We start from the raw sequence: 20,222 nt of genomic DNA on the forward strand, positions 1-20,222 counted from the left end.
CCCTGATGATTTCTTCTTTTGCCGCCAGTTCGAACCTGCGCGACGCCGCCGTCAAGCAAGACGGCTTTTTCGCGCGCCATCCGGAGACGGTGGCGCGGGATCTCGTGGGGATGACGCTTCTCGTCGATGGCGTCGGCGGACGGATCGTCGAGACCGAGGCCTATCATCACGAAGACCCGGCTTCGCACAGCTTCTCCGGCCCCACGCCGCGCAACGCAGCCATGTTCGGGCCGGTGGACCGGGCCTATGTGTATCGCTCCTACGGCATCCACTGGTGCCTGAACCTCGTGTGCGGCGAGGACCCAGGAAGCGCCGTGCTGATCCGGGCGCTGGAGCCGGAACATGGGCTCGACATCATGCGCGAACGGCGGGACGGCGCGGCCGATCGGCTGCTCTGCTCAGGCCCAGGGCGGCTTTGCCAGGCCCTGGCGATCACCCGCGAACACGATGGCCTTCCGCTGAACCACCCCCCCTTCGAGCTGTCGGGCGCGGGCGTCGGTCCGGCGGAGGTGCTGGTGGGGCCGCGGATCGGCATCACCAAAGGGGCCGACACACCCTGGCGCTTCGGCCTGCGGGGTTCCAAGCATCTGAGCCGGCCGTTCCCCCCTGGGGCCGTGGCGTCGCCAAGGGGCCGCCGAGGGTCTAAACACCGGCCATGACCGAGTCGGCCACGCTGTCGCGTCAGGAGCTCTACGAACGCGTCTGGAGTCGCCCCCTGTCCCACGTCGCGACGGACCTCGGCCTTAGTCCAAGCGGGCTTTCGAAGATCTGCGACCGTCTGCTGATCCCGACGCCGCCGCGCGGCTACTGGCTTCGCCGCGGCGCAGGCGCGGGCGGCGCGCCGCCCGCCCTGCCCCCGCCGCCCCCCGGCGCCGCGGAGCGGCTCGCGATCGCCGACCAGCCCGCGCCGTCCCGCCGACGCCGAACAAGACTGGCGCCGGAGGCCCGCCGCGAGCAGTTGATCGACGCCGCCGCCGAGCTGATCGCGAGACAGGGCCTCGAGGCGGCGACCCTGAAGGCGGCGGCGCGCGCGGTGGGCCTGAGCGAGGCTCAGGCGCACAAGTACTTCCCGCAGAGGCGCGATCTGCTGACCGCCCTGGCCCGCCGCGAACTTTCCGCCATGGAGGCGCGGCGGCGCGACGAACTCAATCGCGGCCAGGACAGGCAGGCGCGTGTCGCCTTGTCCACCGCGGCCTATCTGCGCGAGGCGGCCGAGCGCGGGGCGCTGATCCAGGTGCTCACGCGCAGCGCGGAGGTCCGCGACGCCTTGCGCGAGGAGCGCCGCCAGGCGCGCGAGTGGGATTCGCAGCGAGTGGCCGGCGGCCTGACGGAAGCCTATGCGATGCCGCCGGAGATCGCCTATGGCGCCACGCGGGTGCTGACCGCGGTCACCCGTCGGGCGGGCCGGCTGATCGCCGAGGGAAAGATCGACCTCGCGGCCGCCGAGCGTCTGACCCTGGCGCTGGTGACCGCCGGAAACCGGGTCCTAGCTCGACGCTACAGGGCCTGAGCCGGTTCCACCTCGCGAAGCGCGAGCAGACTGGCCTGAAGAAGCTGACGCGTAAGTTCGAGGCCGGCCTCGAGTGAGATCTCGCCCCGCCAGACCAGGCGTCCGGCCTCCTCTGGGATCGTCAGGGTCAGGTTCAGGCTCGCCAGCGACCCGCGGACCGACAGCCCGAACTCCCGGCGGAGGCGCCGCGCCAGGTTGCGCATGATTCCGTCGCGGAACGCCGCCAGATCGGGGCGAAGCCGCCCTCTCATATAGGCGTCGCGGAGAATGTAGTGGGCCACCGGGCCGCGGCTGGCGACGTGTCGAAAATAGATCTCGCCCGCGGTTTGCGCGATCGTCCGGAGATCTCCGCCCGCCGGGCTCCGAGCGAGCCCGGCGTGGCGGAGGGCCTCGAAATCCCGCTCCAGCACCTCGTTCATGAGGCCCTGCTGGTCGGGGAAATAGTTGTAGATCGAGGCCTTGGAGACGCCGACCGCCTCGGCAAGCCGGCCAGGGGCCAGGGGCAGGTAGCCCTGATCCAGCAGGAGTCGCGCGGCGGCGTCCACGATCTGCGCCCGCCGCGCGTGCGCCCGCACATACCGCCGCCCTGCCGTCTCAGACCCCATGCACCCTCATAGAGGGGATGAGAGGCTCGCGGCAAACGGCGGCGGCGGCCGGTGCGCGGCCGATCAGGCGGGAACGACGGCCTTCACGCTCATCATCTCCTCGAAGTTCAGCCGATAGAAGCGGTCCTTCTCATCCTCGCCGATGTCGACCATCGTGCGCTCGAAGCGCCCAAGCGGGTCGTTCGTGCCCTCCGGATGCGGATAGTCGCTGGAGAACATGAAGAGCTCGCCGCCGCCGTCCTTGATCATGCGGCCGACATCCTCGCCGGGGAAGGGCGTGAATTTGACGGCGCGGCGGATGTATTCCGACGGCTTCATCGACATCGCCTTCAGATGCGGGTCGGTGCGGCCGAAGCTCTTGTGGGCCAGGTCCAGCTCGCGCAGGAATTCCGGAACCCAGCCGGCGCCGGCCTCGATGACGCCGCCCTTCAGCCCCGGGAAGCGTTCGAACACCCCGTCATAGACCATGGCGGTGAGGAAGATCTGGGGCGCATAGGCCAGCATGACATAGTCGGCGAACCGGAGGTTCTCCCCGCCGCCGTGGAGGTCGGGGGCGCGTTCGCGGCCGTTGTTCTGGAAGGCCTTGGGCTGGGTCTTGGTGCCGGGGCCGATATGCAGCACGAAGGGGACGCGACGGTCCTCAAGCAGTTTCCAGAACGGATCGAGGTCGGAATGGCCGGGCGAGCGCTCCCCGGCCGGGCCGGCGGACACCCAGATCGCGCCATTACCGGCCTCGAGCGCCGCTTCCGCCTCGGCCACCGCCCGCGCGGGGTTCTCCAGCGGCACATAGGCGACGCCGACCAGCCGCGGATCCGACCGGCAGAAGGCGCCCATGGCCAGGTTGTGGGCCCGGGCGCCGGCGTAGAGGCCGTCCTCGTCGCGCGCCGACAGAGCCGGTCGCAACGACGAGGTGGCGAAGACCAGCTGCAGCTGAAAGCCGAACTGATCGAGCACCCGCTTGCGCTCCTCGGCGTCGAAGGCGCCGGCCGCCACCCAGCCCTTCGGTCCGGCGATCGGATTTTCGAAGGCCTTCTCCATCGCGGCCGCATCGGCCTTTCGCGCCTTCGCCCCGTCCAGCAGGTCGTCGATCCGGCTCCGTTCCCGGCCATAGAGAGGCTTGAGGGCGCCCTTCGCCGCTGCATCCAGGAAGGGGTCGAGCCACTCCCGGGTTTCCATCACATGGCTGTCGGCGTCGTGAATGATGCGCCCGCTCGCATAGGTCATGTCGCGCTCCCAATGAACATCTGAAATTTGACATTTGCACCATTAGCGGGCGAGGCGCGTCGCGGCAACAATCGGCCGGACGATCATGCAAATGTGTGCGCGCTTGAAGGGGGCGGGGCCGCTCGGCCCCGCATCCTCGAACTCGATCCTAGAGCTGCGCCAGCAGGTAGTCCGCCGACGAAACCTTGAATTCGCCCGGCGCCTCGACGTTCAGCTCCTTCACCACGCCGTCCTCGACGATCATGGAATAGCGCTGAGAGCGCTGACCCATGCCGAACTTGGAACCGTCCATCTCCAGGCCCAGGGCCTTGGTGAAGTCGCCGTTGCCATCGGCCAGCATCAGGATGTCCTGGCCCACGCCAGCGCTCTCGCCCCAGGCCTTCATCACGAAGGCGTCGTTGACCGAGACGCAGGCGATCGTATCGACGCCCTTGCCCTTGATGGCGGCGGCCTGCTCCTTGAAGCCCGGCAGGTGCTTGGCCGAGCAGGTGGGGGTGAAGGCGCCCGGCACGGCGAACAGGGCCACCGTCTTGCCGGCGAAGATCTCGTCCGTCGACATCGGGCGGGGTCCCTCGGGGGTGGCGGCGGCGAGTGTGGCGGCGGGCAGCTTGTCGCCGGCTTTGATGGTCATGGGCGTCGTCTCCGGTGGGTTTCCCACACCAGATAACGCCGTCCCACGACGCTTCAACGGGTCTTGTGCGGAGATGCGGACTTGAAAGCGCCCCGTTCCGGTTCAAATCTGGGGGCGATGGAGGACGGCGCCTTCCTTTCCGGCCAGATGTTGATCGCCATGCCCGGCATCGGCGACCCGCGATTCGAGCGGGCGCTGGTGCTGATCTGCGCCCACGACGAGAACCACGCCATGGGAATCGCCGTTAACCGGCCGGTCGAAGGCCTGACCGTTCCCGATCTTCTGGGCCGGCTCGACGTGCAGGGGCCCATAGAGATCCCGCCCGACCTCGTGCTGATGGGCGGCCCGGTGGAGCGGGAGCGCGGTTTCGTGGTCCACACCGACGACTACGCCGCCGGCGACCGCAGCCTTGCGATCGGCGAAGGCGTGGCGCTGACCGCCACCCGGGAGGTGCTCGAGGCGATGGCCAATCGCGCCGGGCCGCCGCGCAAGGCCGTTCTGGCCCTGGGCTACGCCGGCTGGGGGCCAGGCCAGCTGGAGCAGGAGATCCGCGACAACGTCTGGCTGACCTGCCCGCCCGACGAGACCCTGATCTTCGGCGGGGATCACGAGCGGAAGTGGGCCAAGGCTCTGGCGAAGCTGGGCGTCGACGCCAGCCTGCTGACGTCTGCGGCCGGCCGGGCCTGACAATCGGCCTCTTGCGCCAAGGGGGTATCCGCGTCCAACTGCGCCGCCGATTCAGCCGCGAACGGAGAGATCATGAACGCCGTCACTTCCGGGCACGCCGCGGCGCTTTGGACCGGGCTGCACCTGATCCTTCTCCTCACCCTGTCGCTGCTGGTCGTGCGCCAGCGCCGGCGGCACAAGGTGGCGCTCGGCGACGAAGGCATCCCGGAACTGGCCCAGGCGATCCGCGCCTTCGGCAACGCCACCGAATATGTTCCGGCCGCCCTGATCGGCCTGGCCGTTCTGGCCGTGGTGGAAGCCTCGCCCATCGTGATCCACATCGCCGGCCTCCTGCTGTTCGCCGGCCGGGTGCTGCACGCGGTCGGCCTGTCGCGCAGCGGCGGCGCGACCATTCCACGGGCGCTGGGCATCGTGCTGACCTGGATCGCCTATGTCTTCGCCAGCGCCACCCTGCTCTTCTACGCCATCGTCTGAGACGTCGCGCACGCTTGCCCCCGGCCGCGCCGCCCGCCATATCGGCCCGGATGGATGAGAACCTGCTTGCCGATGTCGTCTCCGCCGCCCTGAAGGCCGGCGCCGACGCCGCCGAGGCCGTGGCCGCCGAACGCCGCGCGCTCAGCGTCAATGTCCGCCTGGGCGAACTGGAAGAGGTGGAGCGGGAGGAATCCCGCGACCTGGGCCTCCGGGTCTTCGTCGGCCGGCGGCAAGCGACGGTCTCCGGATCCGACATCTCCGCCGGGGCGCGCGCCAAGCTGGTGGAGCGCGCCGTCGCCATGGCGCGGCTGGCGCCGGAAGATCCCTACGCCGGGCTGGCGCCGGCGGACGTGCTGGCGCGCGGCCCCTTTCCCGATCTCGACCTCTACGACCCCAGCGAGCCCGCGCCCGAGGACCTGGAAGCCGTCGCCCGTGCGGCGGAGGACGCCGCGCGCGCCATGCCGAAGGTCACAAATTCCGACGGCGGCTCGGCCTCGGTTTCGCATTCCGAGTGGCGTCTCGTGACCTCCAACGGTTTTTCGGGCGAGCACCGCGCCTCCGGCTTTTCCCTGGGAGCCTCGGTGGTAGCCGGGGATGGCGAGAGCATGGAGAGCGGGTATGAAGGTCGCTCTCGCCGCTGGCGCTCCGACCTGCCCGATCCGCAGGCGATCGGCCAGGAGGCCGGCCGCCGCGCCGCAAGCCGTCTGGGCGCCCGCAAGATCGCTTCCACCACCGCCCCGGTCATCTTCGAGAACCGCCTGGCGACGTCCCTGCTCGGCCCGCTGATCGGAGCGATTTCGGGTCCCGCCATCGCACGCGGCACCTCCTTCCTGCGCGAAAAGCTGGGCCAGCCGGTGTTCGCCAAGGGCGTCGACATCACCGACGATCCGCACCGCCTCCGCGGCCTCGGCTCCTCGCCCTTCGACGACGAAGGGGTGGCCAACCGCCCCCGCAAGCTGATCGAGGATGGCGTGCTGACCACCTGGCTGCTCAACGTGGCCTCGGCGCGGCAGCTCGGCCTACAGACCACCGGCCACGCCACCCGCGGACTTGCGGGGCCGCCCGGGGTGTCGGTGACCAACCTGACCCTGGAGCCGGGCGAGCTCGATCTTGCCGGCTTGATCGGCGAGGCCAAGGCCGGCCTGCTGGTCACCTCCATGTTCGGCCCCTCGCTGAACAGCAACACCGGCGACTGGTCGGTGGGCTGTTCGGGCTTCTGGTTCGAGAACGGCGAGGTCGCCTATCCGGTCACCGAGATCACCGTCGCCGGCAATCTGATCGACATCTACGGCCGCCTGGTTCCGGGCTCCGACCTCGAGATCCGCGGCGCCTCCAACGCTCCGTCCCTGCTGGTCGATTCGCTCGCCGTCGCGGGACGCTGATGACGAACGCGGCCGCCGATCTCGCCCTGATCGCGGAGGCGGCGCAGGAAGCCGGCGCCCTGGCGCTGAAGCTTCGGAGCGAAGGGCTGGAGATCGAGTACAAGGAAGGCGACTCTCCGGTCACCAACGCCGACCTGGCCGCGGACGCCCTGCTCAAGGCCAAGCTCGGAGCCGCCAGACCGGACTACGGATGGCTTTCGGAGGAGACGGCCGACGATCCGGCCCGCCTCTCGAAACGACGGCTGTTCGTCGTCGATCCCATCGACGGCACCCGCGCTTTCCTGAAGGACCGGCCCTGGTGGGCCGTCTCCATCGCCGTGGTCGAGGACCGCCGCCCGATCGCCGGCGTGGTCTTCGCCCCTCAGCTGGGGGAAACCTTCGACGCCATCGCCGGGGGCGGCGCGCGCCTGAACGGCGAGCCCATCGCCGCCTCCGCCGCCGAGGCCATCGAGGGCTGCGGGATGCTGGGCGACCCGCGGATGTTCAGCCATCCGGCCTGGCCGATCCCCTGGCCTTCCATGCGGGTCGAGAGCAAGAACTCGACCGCTTACCGGATCTGCGCGGTGGGCGCCGGCATGTTCGACGCCGCCCTCGCGCTGGTGCCCAAGCACGACTGGGACCTGGCCGCCGCCGACCTGATCGCCGGCGAAGCGGGCGCCTTCGTCGGCGACCACAGGGGTCGGCCGTTCCGCTATAACGGGCCGCTTCCGTCGCAACCCAGCCTCATCTGCACGGCGCCGCGCCTGGCCCCATTGATCCTGGAGCGCGTCCGGCATATCGCCATCGGCAATTGAATCTCCTTACGGAAAGCACCGATGCCCGACAGACAGCTTCTGCACCTGGTGATCGGCGGCGAACTGGAGGACGTCGAGGGCGTCAAGTTCCGCGACCTCTCCAAGATCGACCTGGTCGGCGCCTACGCCAGCCACGGTGAAGCGCTCGCCGCCTGGCGCGCCAAGGCCCAGGCCACGGTCGACAACGCCCTGATGCGCTACTTCATCATCCATGCCCACAAGCTGCTCGATCCCGGCACGGGCGACGAGCACGACCACAAGCACTGAGATCCGGCGTCCTCCTTCGGGAGGGCGCTATTCCCGCTTCAGCAGGCCTTCGGTCAGCAGGCGGCCCCACATCTGGCTGCGGAAGTCGGCCTTGATGGCGGCGGGGTCGTAGAGCGGGCTCTGCACCCAGTCGAGGAAGCTCATCCCCTTGGGCTCGCCTTCGAGGAGATAGCGCTCGAAGGTGTAGTCCAGCACGCCGGTCTTGCCCTGCTTCACGTGCAGATAGCGCAGGTGCAGCTGGTCCATGGCCTCGCGGATGGTCTTGCCCTGCCGGAAGTGCATGTAGAAGACGCTCATGATGCCGGCCCGGTCCGCGCCGGACTTGCAGTGCATGAGGGCCGGGTACTCGATCGACTGGAACAGTTCCTTGGCGCCCAGCACCCGCGCGACGCTCGGGCACTCGCGCGAGGTGATGGTGAAGTCGACCATGGTCAGGCCCAGACGCTGGCAGGCGTCCTTCTCCAGAGCATGGAAGCTGGCGTCGAACCCGCCGCGCAGGTTGATGACGGTCTTGATGCCGCGCGCCTTCCACTCGGCCAGCTGATGCGGCCAGGGCTGGTTGGTGCGCACCAGCTCGTCGCTGATCCAGTGGGCGTTGGAGAAGCCCAGCCGCAGATAGGCGTGGTCGTTCCAGAGATAGTCGAGATAGGCCGCCCGGCGCCCCCGGGGCGTCGAGAGGTCGAAGGCCGGCGCTGGCAGGTCCTGTTTCACGCGACATTAGGTAGGCGGCGGCGGCCGGAAAGAAAAGCGCGGCGAATTGTGCGCCGCCGCCGCAAGGGCGGCCGACTTGACTTCCCCGCCCTGACATCCGACGCCAGGACCGATGAGCCAGGCCCCTGCGCCCCAAGAGCTGACGAACCGCGCCCTGATCGGCCGGATCGCGCGCGTCTATATGGCGCCGCGCTGGCGCGGATGGGCGGTGGCCATGGTCTGCGCCATCGCCGTGGCGGCCTTGAGCGCCATGCTCATCCAGATCCTCGAACCGGCGATCAACGACCTGCTGGTGAACCACAAGCCGGGAACCCTGCTGGCCATCCCCCTGACCATAGCCGCCCTGGCCGTCGCCCGCGGCCTGGCCCAGGTGATCCAGGCGAGCCAGGTCAACCGCATCGGCAACGAGGTGGTGGGCCAGGTGCAGGTGCAGCTGTTCGGAAAGCTGGTGCGCGCCGATCTGGCGCGCCTGCGGTCAGAGCATTCCGGCGGCTTCGTCTCGTCCGTGCTCTACGACGCCGGCCTGATCCGCGAGGCGGCGACCTCTGGCGTCATCAACTACACCCAGCACCTGCTGACGGTGATCGGGGCCATCATCGTCATGGTGGGCAATGATCCGTTCTTGTCCCTGGCTCTGATCGTGGTCGCGCCGCTCGCCACCGGCGTCATGCGCGCCTTCTCCAAGCGCACGGTCAAGGCGACCAAGGGCGCCATGGCCGAGACCTCCGCCCTCTCGACCGCGATCATGGAGAGCCTGGACGGGGTGCGGGTGGTGAAGATCGAGAACCGCGAGGCGCACGAGGAGGCGCGGGTGGCCGAGGTGGTGAAGCGCCGCCAGCGCCACCTGGTGAAGGGCGCAAACGCCCGGGCCCGCGCCGCCCCCGCCACCGAGACCCTGATGACCCTCATCACCGCCGCGGTGATCGCCTATGCCGGCTGGCGCTCCCAGACCGGGGGGATGAACGTCGGCGCCTTCGTGGCCTTCATCGGGGCCCTGGGCCTGGCCTCGCAGTCGCTTCGTCAGCTGGCCAACCTGCAGACCGTGATGGCCGAGGGTCTGTCGGCCGCGCGCCGACTGTTCGCCGCCCTCGACGTGGAGCCGGAGGTGCGCGAACGCCCAGGCGCCCGCGCCCTGACACGGGGCGAAGGAACGATCCGGTTCGAGGACGTCGGCTTCAGCTATTCGGCCGACGGCCCCCCGGCGCTGCAGGGGGTGAGCCTGGAGGCCCGCCGCGGCGAGACCGTCGCCCTGGTCGGCCCCTCCGGCGGCGGCAAGAGCACGATCCTGAACCTGATCCCCCGCTTCTATGACGCGACGAAGGGACGGATCACCATCGACGGGACCGACATCCGGGAGGTGACGCTGGAATCCCTGCGTAGCCAGATCGCTCTGGTGACCCAGGAGCCGTTCCTGTTCGACGACACCATCCGGGCCAATATCGCCTATGCGCGGCCCGAGGCGACGGCGGAGGAGATCGAGGCCGCGGCGAAGGCCGCCGCCGCCCACGACTTCATCTGCGCCCTGCCCGCCGGTTACAACACCCTGGTCGGCGAGGCCGGCGCCCGGCTTTCCGGCGGACAGCGCCAGCGGATCGCCATCGCCCGCGCCTTCCTGAAGGACGCGCCGATCCTTTTGCTGGACGAGGCCACCAGCGCCCTCGACACCGAAAGCGAGGCCCAGGTCCAGGCCGCGCTCGGCCGGCTGATGGCCGGCCGCACCACCATCCTCATCGCGCACCGGCTGTCCACCGTTCGGGGAGCGGACCGGATCTATGTGATCGACCGCGGCCGGGTGACCGAGACCGGCGACCACGCCGCCCTGATGGCCGCCGGGGGCCTCTACGCCCGCCTTGCCCGCAGCCAGGATCTCGAGGCGGAGACGGCGGCGTGAAGAAGCTGATCCGGAGACCTTGGGTCCAGGCGTTCTTGAGCTGGATCCTCTGGCTGGTGCTCGTCGTCACGCGGCGCACCGTGCGTTGGCGGCACGAGGGCCTGGAGTGCATGGAGCCGGTGCTGAAGGACGACGTGCCGGCGATCGCCCTCTTCTGGCATGGACGGATCCCGCTCGCCCTCGGCCTGGCTCAGATCTGGTGGCGGCGAAACAAGCTGCGCTGCATGGTCTCGCCGTCCGCCGACGGGGAGTTCATCGCCCAGGCCCTGGAGCGGGCGCGTTTTCCCGCCATCCGCGTCTCCTCGGCCAAGCAAGGCGATTCCGCCAAGGCCCGAGCGGCCGTGGCCGCCATCCGCGAGGCGGTGACCTGGGTGAAGGGCGGCGGGGTCTTCGTCATCACGCCGGACGGCCCGCGCGGTCCCAACGAGGTGGTCGCGCCCGGCGCGCTGCAGATCGCCCGACGCACCGGCGCGCCGGTCTATCTGATGGGGGTGGGGGTTTCGCCAGCCATCCAGCTCGACACCTGGGACAGGGTGACCTTCGCCTGGCCTTTCGGGCGCGGCGCGACCGTCTGGGAAGGCCCGCTCCACGTGCCGCCCGACGCCGACGATGCGGTGATCGAAGCCCTGATCGCCGACTGGTCGGCCAGGCTGACCGCCGTCACCCGGCAGGCCGACGCCCTGGCCGCGGGTCGGGCGGATTGATCCTTCGCCGCGCGGGTGAGACATAGGGCCATGGGCCACGCGCACGGGCATCATCATCACGGCCATGGCTCGCACCATGCGGACGGCCATGGCCACGACCACGGCCATCATCACCATGCGCCGAAGGACTTTGGCCGCGCCTTCGCCATCGGCATCGCCCTCAACACCGCCTTTGTGATCGCGGAGGTCGCCGCGGGCCTGTGGTCGGGATCGCTGGCCCTGCTGGCGGACGCCGGCCACAACCTCTCGGACGTGCTGAGCCTGGTGGTGGCGTGGGGGGCGACGGTGCTCGCCCGGGCAGCCCCGACCTCTCGGCGAACCTATGGGCTCTCCAAGGCGACGATCCTAGCCTCGCTCACCAACGCCGTGCTGCTGCTTGTGGCCGTGGGCGTGATCGTATCGGAAGCCGTCCACCGCTTCATGGAGCCCGCCCCCATCGCCACCGGCCCGGTGATGGCGGTGGCGGCCATCGGCGTGGTGATCAACACCGCCACCGCCCTGCTCTTCCTGCGGGGTCAGGAGGACCTGAACATCCGCGGGGCGTTCCTGCACATGGCGGCCGACGCGGCGGTGTCGCTGGCGGTCGTGATCGGCGCCCTGATCATCGCGTTCACCGGCCTGCTCTGGATCGACCCGGCGCTCAGCCTGCTGATCGCCGCCGTCATCGTCGCGGGGACCTGGGGCCTCTTGCGAGATTCCGTGGACCTGGCGCTGGACGCCGCGCCCCGCGGCATGGACGTGGAGGCCGTCCGCGCCTGGCTGGCTTCACAGCCCGGGGTGACCGAGGTGCACGACCTGCACGTCTGGGCCATGAGCACCACCGAGACGGCCCTGACCGTCCATCTCGTCCGGCCGGAAAACCTCGACGGCGACGCCTTCCTGCACGAGACCTGCGAGGGCCTGGCTCACCGCTTCGGCATCGGCCACGCCACCTTGCAGGTGGAGACGGGGCAGAGCCAGTCCTGCCGGCTGGCCCTCGTCCACGCGGTCTGAGCTTCTTGCCGCCGCTCGCCCTTGCGCTCTACGGCGCCGTCACCGGCTTGGCTGAACCGCTCGCGCCGGGCATCCTGACCCGCCGCGCCCGCGCCGGAAAGGAAGACCCCGCGCGCCTGGGCGAGCGCCTGGGCCGGCCTTCGAAAGCCCGCCCGGACGGGCCGCTCGTCTGGTTGCACGGCGTCTCGGTGGGCGAGAGCCTGTCGCTGCTGCCACTGACCCAGGCCCTGCAGGCGCGGCGGCCCGACCTCGCCCTGCTGGTCACCTCGGGCACGCGCACTTCGGCCGAACTGCTGGCCCGGCGGCTGCCGCCCGGCGTCATCCACCAGTACGCCCCCGTCGATGGTCCGCGAGCCGTGCGCCGGTTCCTGGACCATTGGCGGCCGTCGGCGGGAATCTTCGTGGAAAGCGAGCTGTGGCCGAACCTGATCGGGGCTGCACGGGCGCGGGGCGTGCGCCTGGCCCTGGTCTCCGCCCGCATGACCAAGGACAGCGCCAGAGGCTGGAGGCGCGCGCCGGCCGCCGCCAGGGCGTTGCTTTCGGCCTTCGACATCGTCCTGCCGCAGGAGGCCGAGACCGAGGCGCGGTTGCGGTCGCTCGGCGCCGGCATCGATGGCCGGCTGAACCTGAAACTGGTGGGCGAGCCGCTGCCGGCCGACGAGGCCGAACTCGCCCGGCTGCAGGCTGCGCGCGGCGAGCGGAAGGTGGTGCTGGCGGCCAGCACCCATCCGGGGGAGGAGGCCCTGATGGTCCCTGCATTGATGCAGGCGGCGCCGAACGCTCTGATCGTGGTCGCCCCGCGGCATCCGGAGCGCGGCGCGGAGGTCGCGGAGTTATTGCAGGGCCTAGGCCTCAGGTTCGCCCGGCGCTCGGAAGGCGGAACCCTGCGGCCGGACACCCAGGCCTATCTGGCCGACACCCTGGGGGAGATGGGCCTCTTCTTCCGCCTGGCCGACGTGGTGGCGATGGGCGGCGGCTTCGCGCTCGAGATCGGCGGCCACAACCCCTTGGAGCCGGCACGGCTGGGCAAGCCCGTCGTGACCGGCCCTCACGTGTTCAACGCCCAGGCCATCTATGACGAGATGTTCGCAGAAGTCGCCGCCCTGGAGGCCGCCGATCCGGCGGCGCTGACCCGCCATGTGCGCGGCCTGCTCGACAACCCCATGATCGCCCGGCGCATCGGCGAGGCGGCCTTCGCCTATGCGGCTCGGGGACAGGGCGCGCTGGACGAGGCGCTGGCGCGCATCGAACCTCTGCTGCCTGCGCCATGAAGCTGTCCACGCCCCGCTGGTGGTATCTGCGCGACCCGGCGCCCGGCCGAGTGATGCGGGCCCTGCTGACGCCGCTCTCCTGGATCTGGGCCTGGGCGACGGCGCGGCGGATCGCCCGCGCCCAGCCGATCGATCCCGGCGCGCCGGTGATCTGCGTCGGCGGCCTGACGGTGGGCGGAACGGGCAAGACGCCGGTGGTGCGCGAGATCCTGCGTCGCGCGCCGGGCGCGCACGCCGTCTCGCGCGGCTATGGAGGTTCGTTGCCTGGGCCGGTGCAGGTCGATCCGCTGAAGCACACCGCTGCGGAGGTTGGCGACGAACCGCTGATGATGGCGCAGGACGCGCCGGTCTGGGTCGCCCGCGACCGGCCGGCCGGCGCCCGGGCGGCCGTGGCGGCCGGCGCGCGGGCCGTGGTGCTGGACGACGGCCACCAGAATCCCACCCTGCGCAAGGCCCTATCCCTGGTGGTGGTGGACGGCGAGACGCGCGACGGCGCCTGGCCGTTCGGCCGCCGAGGGGTCTTCCCGGCCGGCCCCCTGCGCGAGCCGTTGACGAAGGGCCTCGCGCGCGCCGATGCGGTGGTGCTGATGCTGCCGGCCGATCTGGCGGCGCCTGATCCGGAATTGGTCGCCCTGTTCGCCGGAAAGCCGCTCCTGATCGCGCGGCTCGCCCCGGCCGCCCCGCCGCCGGAAGGCCCGCAGCTCGGCTTCGCCGGGGTCGGCATGCCGTGGAAGGTGGAGCGCGCCCTGCAGGCGGCCGGCTGCCGTCTGGTGGACTTCGCCCCCTTCCCCGACCATTTCGCCTACGACGAGGGAACCCTGCGGGCGCTGGAGGCGCGCGCCAAAGCCGCCGGCGCTGGGCTCGTCACTACCGAGAAGGACTGGGTGCGCCTGCCGGCCGCCTGGCGCGCACTGGTCGCCGCCTGGCCGGTGAAGGCTCAGTTCGAGGACGACGCGGCGCTGGACGCGCTGCTCCGGAGAGCCCTCGGCGCCGCGGATCGCGCTTCCCAGACGCCCTAGATTCCCGAGCGATCGCCGTTCAGGCCCCTGCCTTCTGGGCGTACTTCCAGGCGGAACTCGCCAGAAGCGGCACGCGCTCGGCCATGGCGGCGGCCTGCGGATGGTTGGCGGTGCCGTCGCGGACCCGCCCGACGATGCCTTGGCAGATGCCGGCCAGGCGGAACATGTTGTAGGCGAAGAACCAGTCCAAGTCGTGGATCCCTGACCGGCCGGTACGGTGGCAATAGATCTCGACCGCCTCGTCGATGGTGGGGATGCCGTGGGCCTTGAGGTCCGGAAGCTGGGCGATGGTGCCGTTCACCCAGTTCATCAGCAGATAGGTGAAATCGGCCAGCGGTTCGCCGAGCGTGGAGAGCTCCCAGTCCAGCACCGCGATCACGCGGGCCTCGGTCGGATGGATCACCATGTTGTCGAGGCGGTAATCGCCGTGGACCACCGAGGTGCGCTCCTGCGGCGGCAGGCTCTGGGGCAGCCATTCGATCAGCCGCTCCATCTCCTCGATGCGGGTGGTCTCCGAGGCCTTGTACTGCTTGGTCCAGCGGTCGACCTGGCGGCCCATATAGTTGCCGGGCTTGCCGTAGTCGCCGAGGCCGATGGCCTCGTAGTCGGTGTTGTGCAGATCGGCCAGGGTCTGGATCTTGGCGGTGAAGATCGCCCGGCGCTCCGCCGGTTCGTACTGGGGCAGCTGCTGGTCCCAGAGGATCCGGCCCTCCACCATGTCCATCACGTAGAACATGGTGCCGATCACCGCCTCGTCCGTGCAGAGGCCGTAGGTGCGCGCCACGGGAAAGCCGGTCGGATAAAGGGCGGTGATCACCTTGTATTCCCGGTCGACCGCGTGGGCCGACGGCAGAAGCTTGCCCGGCGGCTTGCGGCGCAGGACGTATTTCTTGCCCGGGGTGACGAGCTGGTAGGTCGGGTTGGACTGGCCGCCCTTGAACTGGCGCACTTCGAGCGGGCCTTCGTAGCCCTCCACATTGGCGCGCATCCAGGCCTCGAGCGCCGCCTCGTCGAAGCGGTGGGTCTCGGCGACCGGCTTGGTTCCGGTGTTCAGCTGCTCGCGCTGCTGTTCGGCGGCGTCGGCCATCGCGCTCCCCTTCGATCTCTTACACTTGTTTGAACGCAACATACCGAGGCTGCCGTAACGACGGCAAGCGGCGAGGCGGAAAAGATACCGGATGTTCGAAGAGAATCGAACCTAGGTGGAAAGCGCCCGCCAGCCGATGTCGGTGCGGTGGAACCCCTCCGGCCAATCGATCTTGGCGATGGCGGCGTAGGCCTTGTCGCGGGCTTCGGCCAGGGTGGCGCCGCGGGCGCAGACGTTCAGCACCCGGCCGCCGGCGGCGCGCAGGGTTCCGTCCTCGTCCTGTGAGGTCCCGGCGTGGAAGACCACGACGTCGGGGCCGAAGTCCTGGTCGGCGCCGCGGATGATCGATCCGGTCTCCGGCGCCTCCGGATAGCCGCGGGCGGCCAGCACCACGCAGATGGCGGCGTCCCGGCTCCAAACCGGCGGCGGAACCTCATCCAGCATGCCGGTGGCGCAGGCAAGCAGATAGGGAACGATGTCGCTCTCCAGCCGCAACATCAGCACCTGGCACTCCGGATCGCCGAAGCGGACGTTGAACTCCACCAGCTTCGGGCCGTCCTTTGTGGCCATCAGCTCGACGAACAGCACGCCGCGATAGGGCGCGCCTTCGGCCGCGATGCCGGCGAAGGCAGGTTCGGCCAGGCGCGTGCGGACCTGGTCGATCAGTTGCGGCGTGAAGACCGGGGCCGGCGAATAGGTCCCCATGCCGCCGGTGTTGGGGCCCTGCTCGCCGTCATAGGCGCGTTTGTGGTCCTGGGCCGCGCCGAACAGGATCGAGCGCTCGCCGTCGCAGAGCGCGAAGAGCGAGCCGATCTCGCCCTCCAGATATTCCTCGATCACCACCCGGGCGCCCGCTGCGCCGAATCGGCCGCCGAGCGCGTCGTCGATGGCCGCTTCCGCCGCGGCCCGGTCCTGGGCGATGACCACCCCCTTGCCTGCCGCAAGCCCGTCGGCCTTGATCACATAGGGCGGGGCGAAGCGGTCGAGGGCGGCCTTGGCGGCGACCGCCTCCTCGGCGATCACGTAGCCGCCGGTGGGCAGACCGTGGCGGTCGCAGAACGCCTTGGTGAAGGCCTTGGAGCTCTCCAGCTGGCCAGCCTGGGCCACCGGCCCGAAACAGGAGATCTCCGCCTCGTCCAGGGCGTCGGCCAGGCCCGCCTCGACGGCGACCTCCGGCCCGATCACCACGAGGTCGGCCTCCACCTCCCGCGCCAGGGCGACAAGGCCTGGGACGTCGGTGGCCTTGACGTTGCGCACTTCGCCAAGCCCGGCCATGCCGGGATTGCCCGGCGCCATCACCAGCCGCGAGGTCAGGGGAGAGGCGGCGATCTTCCAGGCCAGGGCGTGTTCGCGCCCGCCCGACCCCACTAGCAGGATGTTCATGGGGCTCAGCGTTTGGCCCGTGGTCCCGGCCGGGTCAAGCTCGCCCGCCGCGCCCGCTCAGTGCGGGGCGGACGACGCGCCGAGCCAGCGCTGCACGGTGCGCGCCGCGCGTTCGGCCGCCGAGCCGTTCGGGCGGCTGGGCGGGGCGGTGATCTCCAGCACCACGCCGTCAGGATCCTCGAAATACAGCGACTGCTGAGCGCCGTGGTCCTCTTCCCAATAGCGCACGCCCGCGGCGCGGAGCTTCCTGCGCCAGGCGGCGAGCTCGCCGACGGACCCCTCCGCCATGGCGTAGTGGCGGACGTCCCTTGGAACGTCCTTTAGCGCCTTCGGGCGCGGGGCGTCCTTCAGCTCCACCAGGGCGATCTCCCCGCCGTCGGGCAGGGCGAAGATCATCATCAGCCAAGGATAGGAGCCCCAGTCGTCCCCTTCGTGCGCCTCGGCCAGCGGAAGGCCGAGGACGTCGCGATAGAAGGCGAGGCTGCGCGCGGCGTCGCGCACCGGAAAGACGACGTGATCGAGCCTGAGCATCCGGCCCTCCTGTACGAGCGCCGAAGCATAACACCGTTCCGCGCGATGCGGATCAGGCGTCCATATCGAGGGAATAGCCGGCCGAGCGGACGGTGCGGATCGGGTCGCTGTGACCTTCGTCGCGGTTCAGCGCCTTGCGCAAGCGCCCCACGTGCACGTCGACCGTGCGGGCCTCGACATAGACGTCCGACCCCCAGACCGCGTCCAGAAGCTGCTCGCGGGAGAACACCCGGCCCGGATGCTGCATCAGGTAGTCGAGCAGGCGGAACTCGGTCGGCCCGAGGTGGATCTCCTTGCCGCTGCGCTTCACCCGGTGCGCCACCCGGTCGATGACGATATCGCCCACGTGCACCCGGTCTTCGGCGAGGCCAGGCCGGATCCGGCGCAGCACGGCGCGGATGCGGGCGGCCAGCTCGCTCATGGCGAAGGGCTTGACGATGTAGTCGTCTGCGCCGGTGTCGAGGCCGCGGATCCGGTCGCTCTCCTCCCCGCGGGCGGTGAGCATGATGATCGGCACGTTGCGGCTTTCCGAGCGCTGGCGCAGCCTGCGGCAGACCTCGATGCCGGAGATCTTCGGCAGCATCCAGTCCAGCACGATGATGTCCGGCAGGCGCTCGGAGACCAGCGTCAGGGCCTCTTCCCCGTCGCCGGCCACGGCCACGTCATAGCCGTCCTTCTCGAGATTGTATTGCAGGAGGGTCGAGAGCGCGTCCTCGTCCTCGACGACCAGGATGTGCGGGGTCAATGCGGCGCTCCTATCGGCGGTCAGCTTGTCAGGTCGTCGGTCTTGGGCCGGTCGGCCGAGACCAGCTCCTCGCCCGAAATCTCGTAGTGAATGATCTCGGCGATGTTGGTGGCGTGGTCGCCGATGCGTTCGAAGTTCTTGGCCACGAACAGCAGGTGGGCGCAGGCCGTGATGGTGCGCGGATCGCCCATCATGTAGGTGAGCAGCTCACGGAACAGGCTGTTGTAGTGCTCGTCCACCTCGTCGTCGCGCGACCAGACGGCGACGGCGCGATCGAGATCCGAGGCGGTGTAGGCGTCCAGCACGTCCTTCAGCCGGCCCTGAACGAGACGGCCCATCCGCTCGATCGAGCGGGTCAGCGGCATGATCGGCTCGGCTTCGTTCAGCACGATGCTGCGCTTGGCGATGTTCTTGGCGAGGTCGCCGCAGCGCTCGAGATTGGTGGCGATCTTCATGGCCGAGACGGTCTTGCGCAGATCGTTGGCCATGGGCTGGCGCAAGGCGATCAGTCGGATCGCCTTGCGTTCGATGTCGGCTTCCAGGGCGTCGAGCCGCGCATCGCGGGCGACGATGGTCTCGGCCAGGGCCTGGTCGCGCTTGACCACCGCGTCGACCGCGTCGCCGACCTGCGCCTCGCACAGCCCCCCCATGCGGGCGCACTCGGCGGTCAGGGTGTTGAGTTCGTCCTCGTAGGACTTGACGATGTGCTCGGTCATGCGCGCTTCCTGAACTTATCGCCGCCGGCGAAGCGGACGCTTAAGTCCTAGCACCGTCGCCCAGGCTGACGCTTCAAGAGATTGGGCGCACCGGCGAGCGGGCGGCGTCGGGTTCGGCATCGGGCGTATCGCGCAAGATCCGGTCGAGAAAGGTTCCGGAAGCCGCGACCGAGGCCCCGTTCCGGTGAGGCGGAAATTGCCTCGTTTTTGCGGACCGCCCGTGACGATTTCACGACAGTTTTGTTGCAGCGTTAAGGGCCGGCGCCATGGGGAAATAGGCGGTGAAAGTCGCTCCCGCGCCCGGCTGACTCTCCACGGCCAGGCCGCCGCGATGGCGGTTGGCGATATGCTTGACGATGGCGAGGCCGAGGCCGGTGCCCGACCGTTCGCCGCTCTTCTGGCCTTCGACGCGGTAGAACCGCTCGGTGAGCCGTGGCAGGTGCTCGCGCGCCAGGCCGACGCCGGAATCGGTGACCCGCACCGCCGCATAGAGGTCCGGGCCGTGGTCGGGCGTCAGCAGGGAAAGTCGCGAGGCCTGCGGGTTCAGGGGCGCCGTCGCGGCCTCGGCCGTCAGGCCGCCTCGTACCGAGATCGAGACCGCCGCTTCCCGCGGCGTGTATTTGATGGCGTTGTCCACCAGGTTCTGGACGACCTGGATGATCTGGTCGCGGTCCCCGATCACCCGGGTCTGGCCGAGGCCGGGCAGATCGGTCTCCAACCGCACCCCGCGATCCCTGGCCAGCGGCCCGAGGGATTCGACCACATCCATCACGGTTTGGGCCAGATCCACCTCCCCCGCCGGGGCGATGTGCTCGTTGAGCTCGATACGGCTCAAGGACAACAGGTCGTCGATCAGGCGCGACATGCGTTCGGCCTGGGCCTGCATGATGCCGAGGAACCGGTCGCGGGCCTCCGCATCCGTCCGGGCGTGGCCGCGCAGGGTCTCGATGAACCCGCTCAAGGAGGCGAGCGGGGTGCGCAGTTCGTGGCTGGCATTGGCCAGGAAGTCGGCGCGGGTGCGTTCGGCCCGGCGCACGTCGGTCTCGTCGCGCAACACCAGCAGGGCCAGACGCCCGCCGCCCGGCCCTTCGCCCAGCGGTTTGGCGATCGCCTTCAGCACCCGGTCCTGAACCCCGCCGAGCTCGTACAGGGCTTCGGAGGCGATGCCGCCGAACAGCGCCTCGTCGACCGCCTCCAGCACGTCCGGATCGCGGATGGCGGTGACCAGCAGGCCTGCGTCAAATTGTATCCGCAGGAGCTCCCGGGCGGCGGCGTTAACCAGGACGAAGCGCCGGCTGGTCAGATCATCGGGTTCATGCGCGGAGATCACCAGCACCGGATCGGGCAAGGCTTCCACCAGCCCAGCATAGAACGGGACGTCGTTCCGGGCGGGCCCGGGCTCGACGCCCCGGACCTCGACCTGCGAGGCGCCTTCGGAGGTGCGCCAGGCCGCCGCCGCCGTGACGCCGGCCGCCAGGGCGGCGATCCACCAGGCCGCGACCGGCGCGTCGGCCACGACGCCCAGGACCGCGATCCCGCCCAGGCCGGCGGCCCCGGCCGCCAGCACCGGCATGGCCGGGCCGAAACGTCCCAGGGA

22 protein-coding genes are annotated in these 20,222 nt (G+C 70.1%); 12 read left to right on the plus strand and 10 right to left on the minus strand.

The annotated features are described in order from the left end of the window. Positions 1 to 5: 5 nt before the first annotated feature. Complete coding sequence (locus tag ACK41C_RS01555; protein ID WP_409649601.1) at positions 6 to 659, plus strand: DNA-3-methyladenine glycosylase; 654 nt, start codon at positions 6 to 8, stop codon at positions 657 to 659. After that, complete coding sequence (locus ACK41C_RS01560; RefSeq protein WP_409649604.1) at positions 656 to 1,510, plus strand: TetR/AcrR family transcriptional regulator; 855 nt, start codon at positions 656 to 658, stop codon at positions 1,508 to 1,510. Before ACK41C_RS01555 ends, ACK41C_RS01560 begins: the two co-directional genes overlap by 4 nt. On the opposite strand, the gene ACK41C_RS01565 is transcribed toward ACK41C_RS01560, so the two are convergent. The 3 genes from ACK41C_RS01565 to ACK41C_RS01575 form a co-directional block, all read right to left on the minus strand. Next, positions 1,498 to 2,115, minus strand: a complete 618-nt coding sequence (locus tag ACK41C_RS01565; protein WP_409649607.1) for a TetR/AcrR family transcriptional regulator — start codon at positions 2,113 to 2,115, stop codon at positions 1,498 to 1,500. The genes ACK41C_RS01560 and ACK41C_RS01565 overlap by 13 nt on opposite strands. Before the next feature lie 63 nt (positions 2,116 to 2,178). Continuing rightward, the gene (locus ACK41C_RS01570; RefSeq protein ID WP_409649610.1) at positions 2,179 to 3,339 is read right to left on the minus strand and encodes an amidohydrolase family protein; all 1,161 of its coding nucleotides are present in this window, start codon (positions 3,337 to 3,339) and stop codon (positions 2,179 to 2,181) included. A gap of 148 nt (positions 3,340 to 3,487) precedes the next feature. After that, the gene (locus tag ACK41C_RS01575) at positions 3,488 to 3,970 is read right to left on the minus strand and encodes a peroxiredoxin (RefSeq protein WP_409649613.1); all 483 of its coding nucleotides are present in this window, start codon (positions 3,968 to 3,970) and stop codon (positions 3,488 to 3,490) included. Between the two features lie 117 nt (positions 3,971 to 4,087). Here ACK41C_RS01575 and ACK41C_RS01580 point away from each other — a divergent pair, with 117 nt between their 5' ends. The 5 genes from ACK41C_RS01580 (at position 4,088) to ACK41C_RS01600 (ending at position 7,574) form a co-directional block, all read left to right on the plus strand. Further along, positions 4,088 to 4,657, plus strand: a complete 570-nt coding sequence (locus tag ACK41C_RS01580) for a YqgE/AlgH family protein (RefSeq protein WP_409653856.1) — start codon at positions 4,088 to 4,090, stop codon at positions 4,655 to 4,657. Between the two features lie 72 nt (positions 4,658 to 4,729). Beyond that, positions 4,730 to 5,131, plus strand: coding sequence for an MAPEG family protein (locus ACK41C_RS01585; protein WP_409649616.1), 402 nt, complete (start codon positions 4,730 to 4,732; stop codon positions 5,129 to 5,131). Between the two features lie 50 nt (positions 5,132 to 5,181). Continuing rightward, entirely contained in the window at positions 5,182 to 6,513 is a 1,332-nt protein-coding gene (locus tag ACK41C_RS01590; protein WP_409649619.1) for a TldD/PmbA family protein, read from the plus strand. Beyond that, on the plus strand, positions 6,513 to 7,307 hold the full coding sequence (locus ACK41C_RS01595; protein ID WP_409649622.1) for a 3'(2'),5'-bisphosphate nucleotidase CysQ: 795 nt from the start codon (positions 6,513 to 6,515) through the stop codon (positions 7,305 to 7,307). The genes ACK41C_RS01590 and ACK41C_RS01595 overlap by 1 nt, the downstream gene beginning before the upstream one ends. Positions 7,308 to 7,328: 21 nt before the next feature. Next, complete coding sequence (locus ACK41C_RS01600) at positions 7,329 to 7,574, plus strand: DUF4170 domain-containing protein (RefSeq protein ID WP_409649625.1); 246 nt, start codon at positions 7,329 to 7,331, stop codon at positions 7,572 to 7,574. A 27-nt stretch (positions 7,575 to 7,601) separates the two neighbouring features. On the opposite strand, the gene ACK41C_RS01605 is transcribed toward ACK41C_RS01600, so the two are convergent. Then, on the minus strand, positions 7,602 to 8,285 hold the full coding sequence (locus ACK41C_RS01605; protein ID WP_409649628.1) for a fused DSP-PTPase phosphatase/NAD kinase-like protein: 684 nt from the start codon (positions 8,283 to 8,285) through the stop codon (positions 7,602 to 7,604). A 112-nt stretch (positions 8,286 to 8,397) separates the two neighbouring features. Here ACK41C_RS01605 and ACK41C_RS01610 point away from each other — a divergent pair, with 112 nt between their 5' ends. The 5 genes from ACK41C_RS01610 to lpxK are packed head-to-tail and all read left to right on the plus strand — an operon-like array spanning position 8,398 to position 14,163. Next, on the plus strand, positions 8,398 to 10,176 hold the full coding sequence (locus ACK41C_RS01610; protein WP_409649630.1) for an ABC transporter ATP-binding protein: 1,779 nt from the start codon (positions 8,398 to 8,400) through the stop codon (positions 10,174 to 10,176). Then, on the plus strand, positions 10,173 to 10,880 hold the full coding sequence (locus ACK41C_RS01615) for a lysophospholipid acyltransferase family protein (protein WP_409649633.1): 708 nt from the start codon (positions 10,173 to 10,175) through the stop codon (positions 10,878 to 10,880). The genes ACK41C_RS01610 and ACK41C_RS01615 overlap by 4 nt, the downstream gene beginning before the upstream one ends. Before the next feature lie 30 nt (positions 10,881 to 10,910). After that, positions 10,911 to 11,873 (plus strand): cation diffusion facilitator family transporter, encoded by a 963-nt coding sequence (locus ACK41C_RS01620; RefSeq protein WP_409649636.1) that lies wholly within the window; start codon positions 10,911 to 10,913, stop codon positions 11,871 to 11,873. A gap of 5 nt (positions 11,874 to 11,878) precedes the next feature. After that, complete coding sequence (locus ACK41C_RS01625) at positions 11,879 to 13,144, plus strand: 3-deoxy-D-manno-octulosonic acid transferase (RefSeq protein WP_409649639.1); 1,266 nt, start codon at positions 11,879 to 11,881, stop codon at positions 13,142 to 13,144. Further along, the gene (gene lpxK / locus ACK41C_RS01630; RefSeq protein WP_409649642.1) at positions 13,141 to 14,163 is read left to right on the plus strand and encodes a tetraacyldisaccharide 4'-kinase; all 1,023 of its coding nucleotides are present in this window, start codon (positions 13,141 to 13,143) and stop codon (positions 14,161 to 14,163) included. The genes ACK41C_RS01625 and lpxK overlap by 4 nt, the downstream gene beginning before the upstream one ends. A 19-nt stretch (positions 14,164 to 14,182) precedes the next feature. Here the strand turns inward: lpxK and ACK41C_RS01635 are convergent, their stop codons facing one another. From ACK41C_RS01635 to ACK41C_RS01660, 6 genes are all read right to left on the minus strand, one after another. Continuing rightward, positions 14,183 to 15,250 carry a phosphotransferase family protein gene (locus ACK41C_RS01635; protein ID WP_409649645.1) on the minus strand — a complete coding sequence of 356 codons (1,068 nt, stop codon included), beginning with the start codon at positions 15,248 to 15,250 and terminating at the stop codon, positions 14,183 to 14,185. 111 nt (positions 15,251 to 15,361) lie between these two features. Continuing rightward, a complete protein-coding gene (gene purD / locus ACK41C_RS01640) occupies positions 15,362 to 16,642 on the minus strand; it encodes a phosphoribosylamine--glycine ligase (protein ID WP_409653858.1) in 1,281 nt (426 codons plus the stop codon). A gap of 48 nt (positions 16,643 to 16,690) precedes the next feature. Further along, positions 16,691 to 17,164 (minus strand): VOC family protein, encoded by a 474-nt coding sequence (locus ACK41C_RS01645; RefSeq protein WP_409649648.1) that lies wholly within the window; start codon positions 17,162 to 17,164, stop codon positions 16,691 to 16,693. Between the two features lie 52 nt (positions 17,165 to 17,216). After that, positions 17,217 to 17,909, minus strand: coding sequence for a phosphate regulon transcriptional regulator PhoB (phoB, locus tag ACK41C_RS01650; RefSeq protein ID WP_409649651.1), 693 nt, complete (start codon positions 17,907 to 17,909; stop codon positions 17,217 to 17,219). 20 nt (positions 17,910 to 17,929) lie between these two features. Next, positions 17,930 to 18,625, minus strand: coding sequence for a phosphate signaling complex protein PhoU (gene phoU, locus ACK41C_RS01655; RefSeq protein ID WP_409649654.1), 696 nt, complete (start codon positions 18,623 to 18,625; stop codon positions 17,930 to 17,932). 229 nt (positions 18,626 to 18,854) lie between these two features. Further along, entirely contained in the window at positions 18,855 to 20,198 is a 1,344-nt protein-coding gene (locus tag ACK41C_RS01660) for an ATP-binding protein (RefSeq protein ID WP_409653861.1), read from the minus strand. Positions 20,199 to 20,222 lie beyond the last annotated feature (24 nt).

Origin of the sequence: Phenylobacterium sp. (assembly GCF_046290725.1) — a bacterium.
Classification (GTDB): Bacteria; Pseudomonadota; Alphaproteobacteria; order Caulobacterales; family Caulobacteraceae; genus Phenylobacterium.

Bases quoted from the DNA above. Each gene is read 5' to 3' on its own strand.
- ACK41C_RS01590 (WP_409649619.1), top strand. From the start codon at position 5,182: ATGGATGAGAACCTGCTTGCCGATGTCGTCTCCGCCGCCCTGAAGGCC.
- ACK41C_RS01580 (WP_409653856.1), top strand. From the start codon at position 4,088: ATGGAGGACGGCGCCTTCCTTTCCGGCCAGATGTTGATCGCCATGCCC.
- ACK41C_RS01610 (WP_409649630.1), top strand. From the start codon at position 8,398: ATGAGCCAGGCCCCTGCGCCCCAAGAGCTGACGAACCGCGCCCTGATC.
- ACK41C_RS01575 (WP_409649613.1), bottom strand. From the start codon at position 3,970: ATGACCATCAAAGCCGGCGACAAGCTGCCCGCCGCCACACTCGCCGCC.
- ACK41C_RS01600 (WP_409649625.1), top strand. From the start codon at position 7,329: ATGCCCGACAGACAGCTTCTGCACCTGGTGATCGGCGGCGAACTGGAG.
- phoU (WP_409649654.1), bottom strand. From the start codon at position 18,625: ATGACCGAGCACATCGTCAAGTCCTACGAGGACGAACTCAACACCCTG.
- ACK41C_RS01660 (WP_409653861.1), bottom strand. From the start codon at position 20,198: ATGCCGGTGCTGGCGGCCGGGGCCGCCGGCCTGGGCGGGATCGCGGTC.
- ACK41C_RS01570 (WP_409649610.1), bottom strand. From the start codon at position 3,339: ATGACCTATGCGAGCGGGCGCATCATTCACGACGCCGACAGCCATGTG.
- ACK41C_RS01635 (WP_409649645.1), bottom strand. From the start codon at position 15,250: ATGGCCGACGCCGCCGAACAGCAGCGCGAGCAGCTGAACACCGGAACC.
- ACK41C_RS01585 (WP_409649616.1), top strand. From the start codon at position 4,730: ATGAACGCCGTCACTTCCGGGCACGCCGCGGCGCTTTGGACCGGGCTG.
- ACK41C_RS01560 (WP_409649604.1), top strand. From the start codon at position 656: ATGACCGAGTCGGCCACGCTGTCGCGTCAGGAGCTCTACGAACGCGTC.
- ACK41C_RS01595 (WP_409649622.1), top strand. From the start codon at position 6,513: ATGACGAACGCGGCCGCCGATCTCGCCCTGATCGCGGAGGCGGCGCAG.
- ACK41C_RS01565 (WP_409649607.1), bottom strand. From the start codon at position 2,115: ATGGGGTCTGAGACGGCAGGGCGGCGGTATGTGCGGGCGCACGCGCGG.
- ACK41C_RS01555 (WP_409649601.1), top strand. From the start codon at position 6: ATGATTTCTTCTTTTGCCGCCAGTTCGAACCTGCGCGACGCCGCCGTC.
- ACK41C_RS01620 (WP_409649636.1), top strand. From the start codon at position 10,911: ATGGGCCACGCGCACGGGCATCATCATCACGGCCATGGCTCGCACCAT.
- ACK41C_RS01645 (WP_409649648.1), bottom strand. From the start codon at position 17,164: ATGCTCAGGCTCGATCACGTCGTCTTTCCGGTGCGCGACGCCGCGCGC.
- lpxK (WP_409649642.1), top strand. From the start codon at position 13,141: ATGAAGCTGTCCACGCCCCGCTGGTGGTATCTGCGCGACCCGGCGCCC.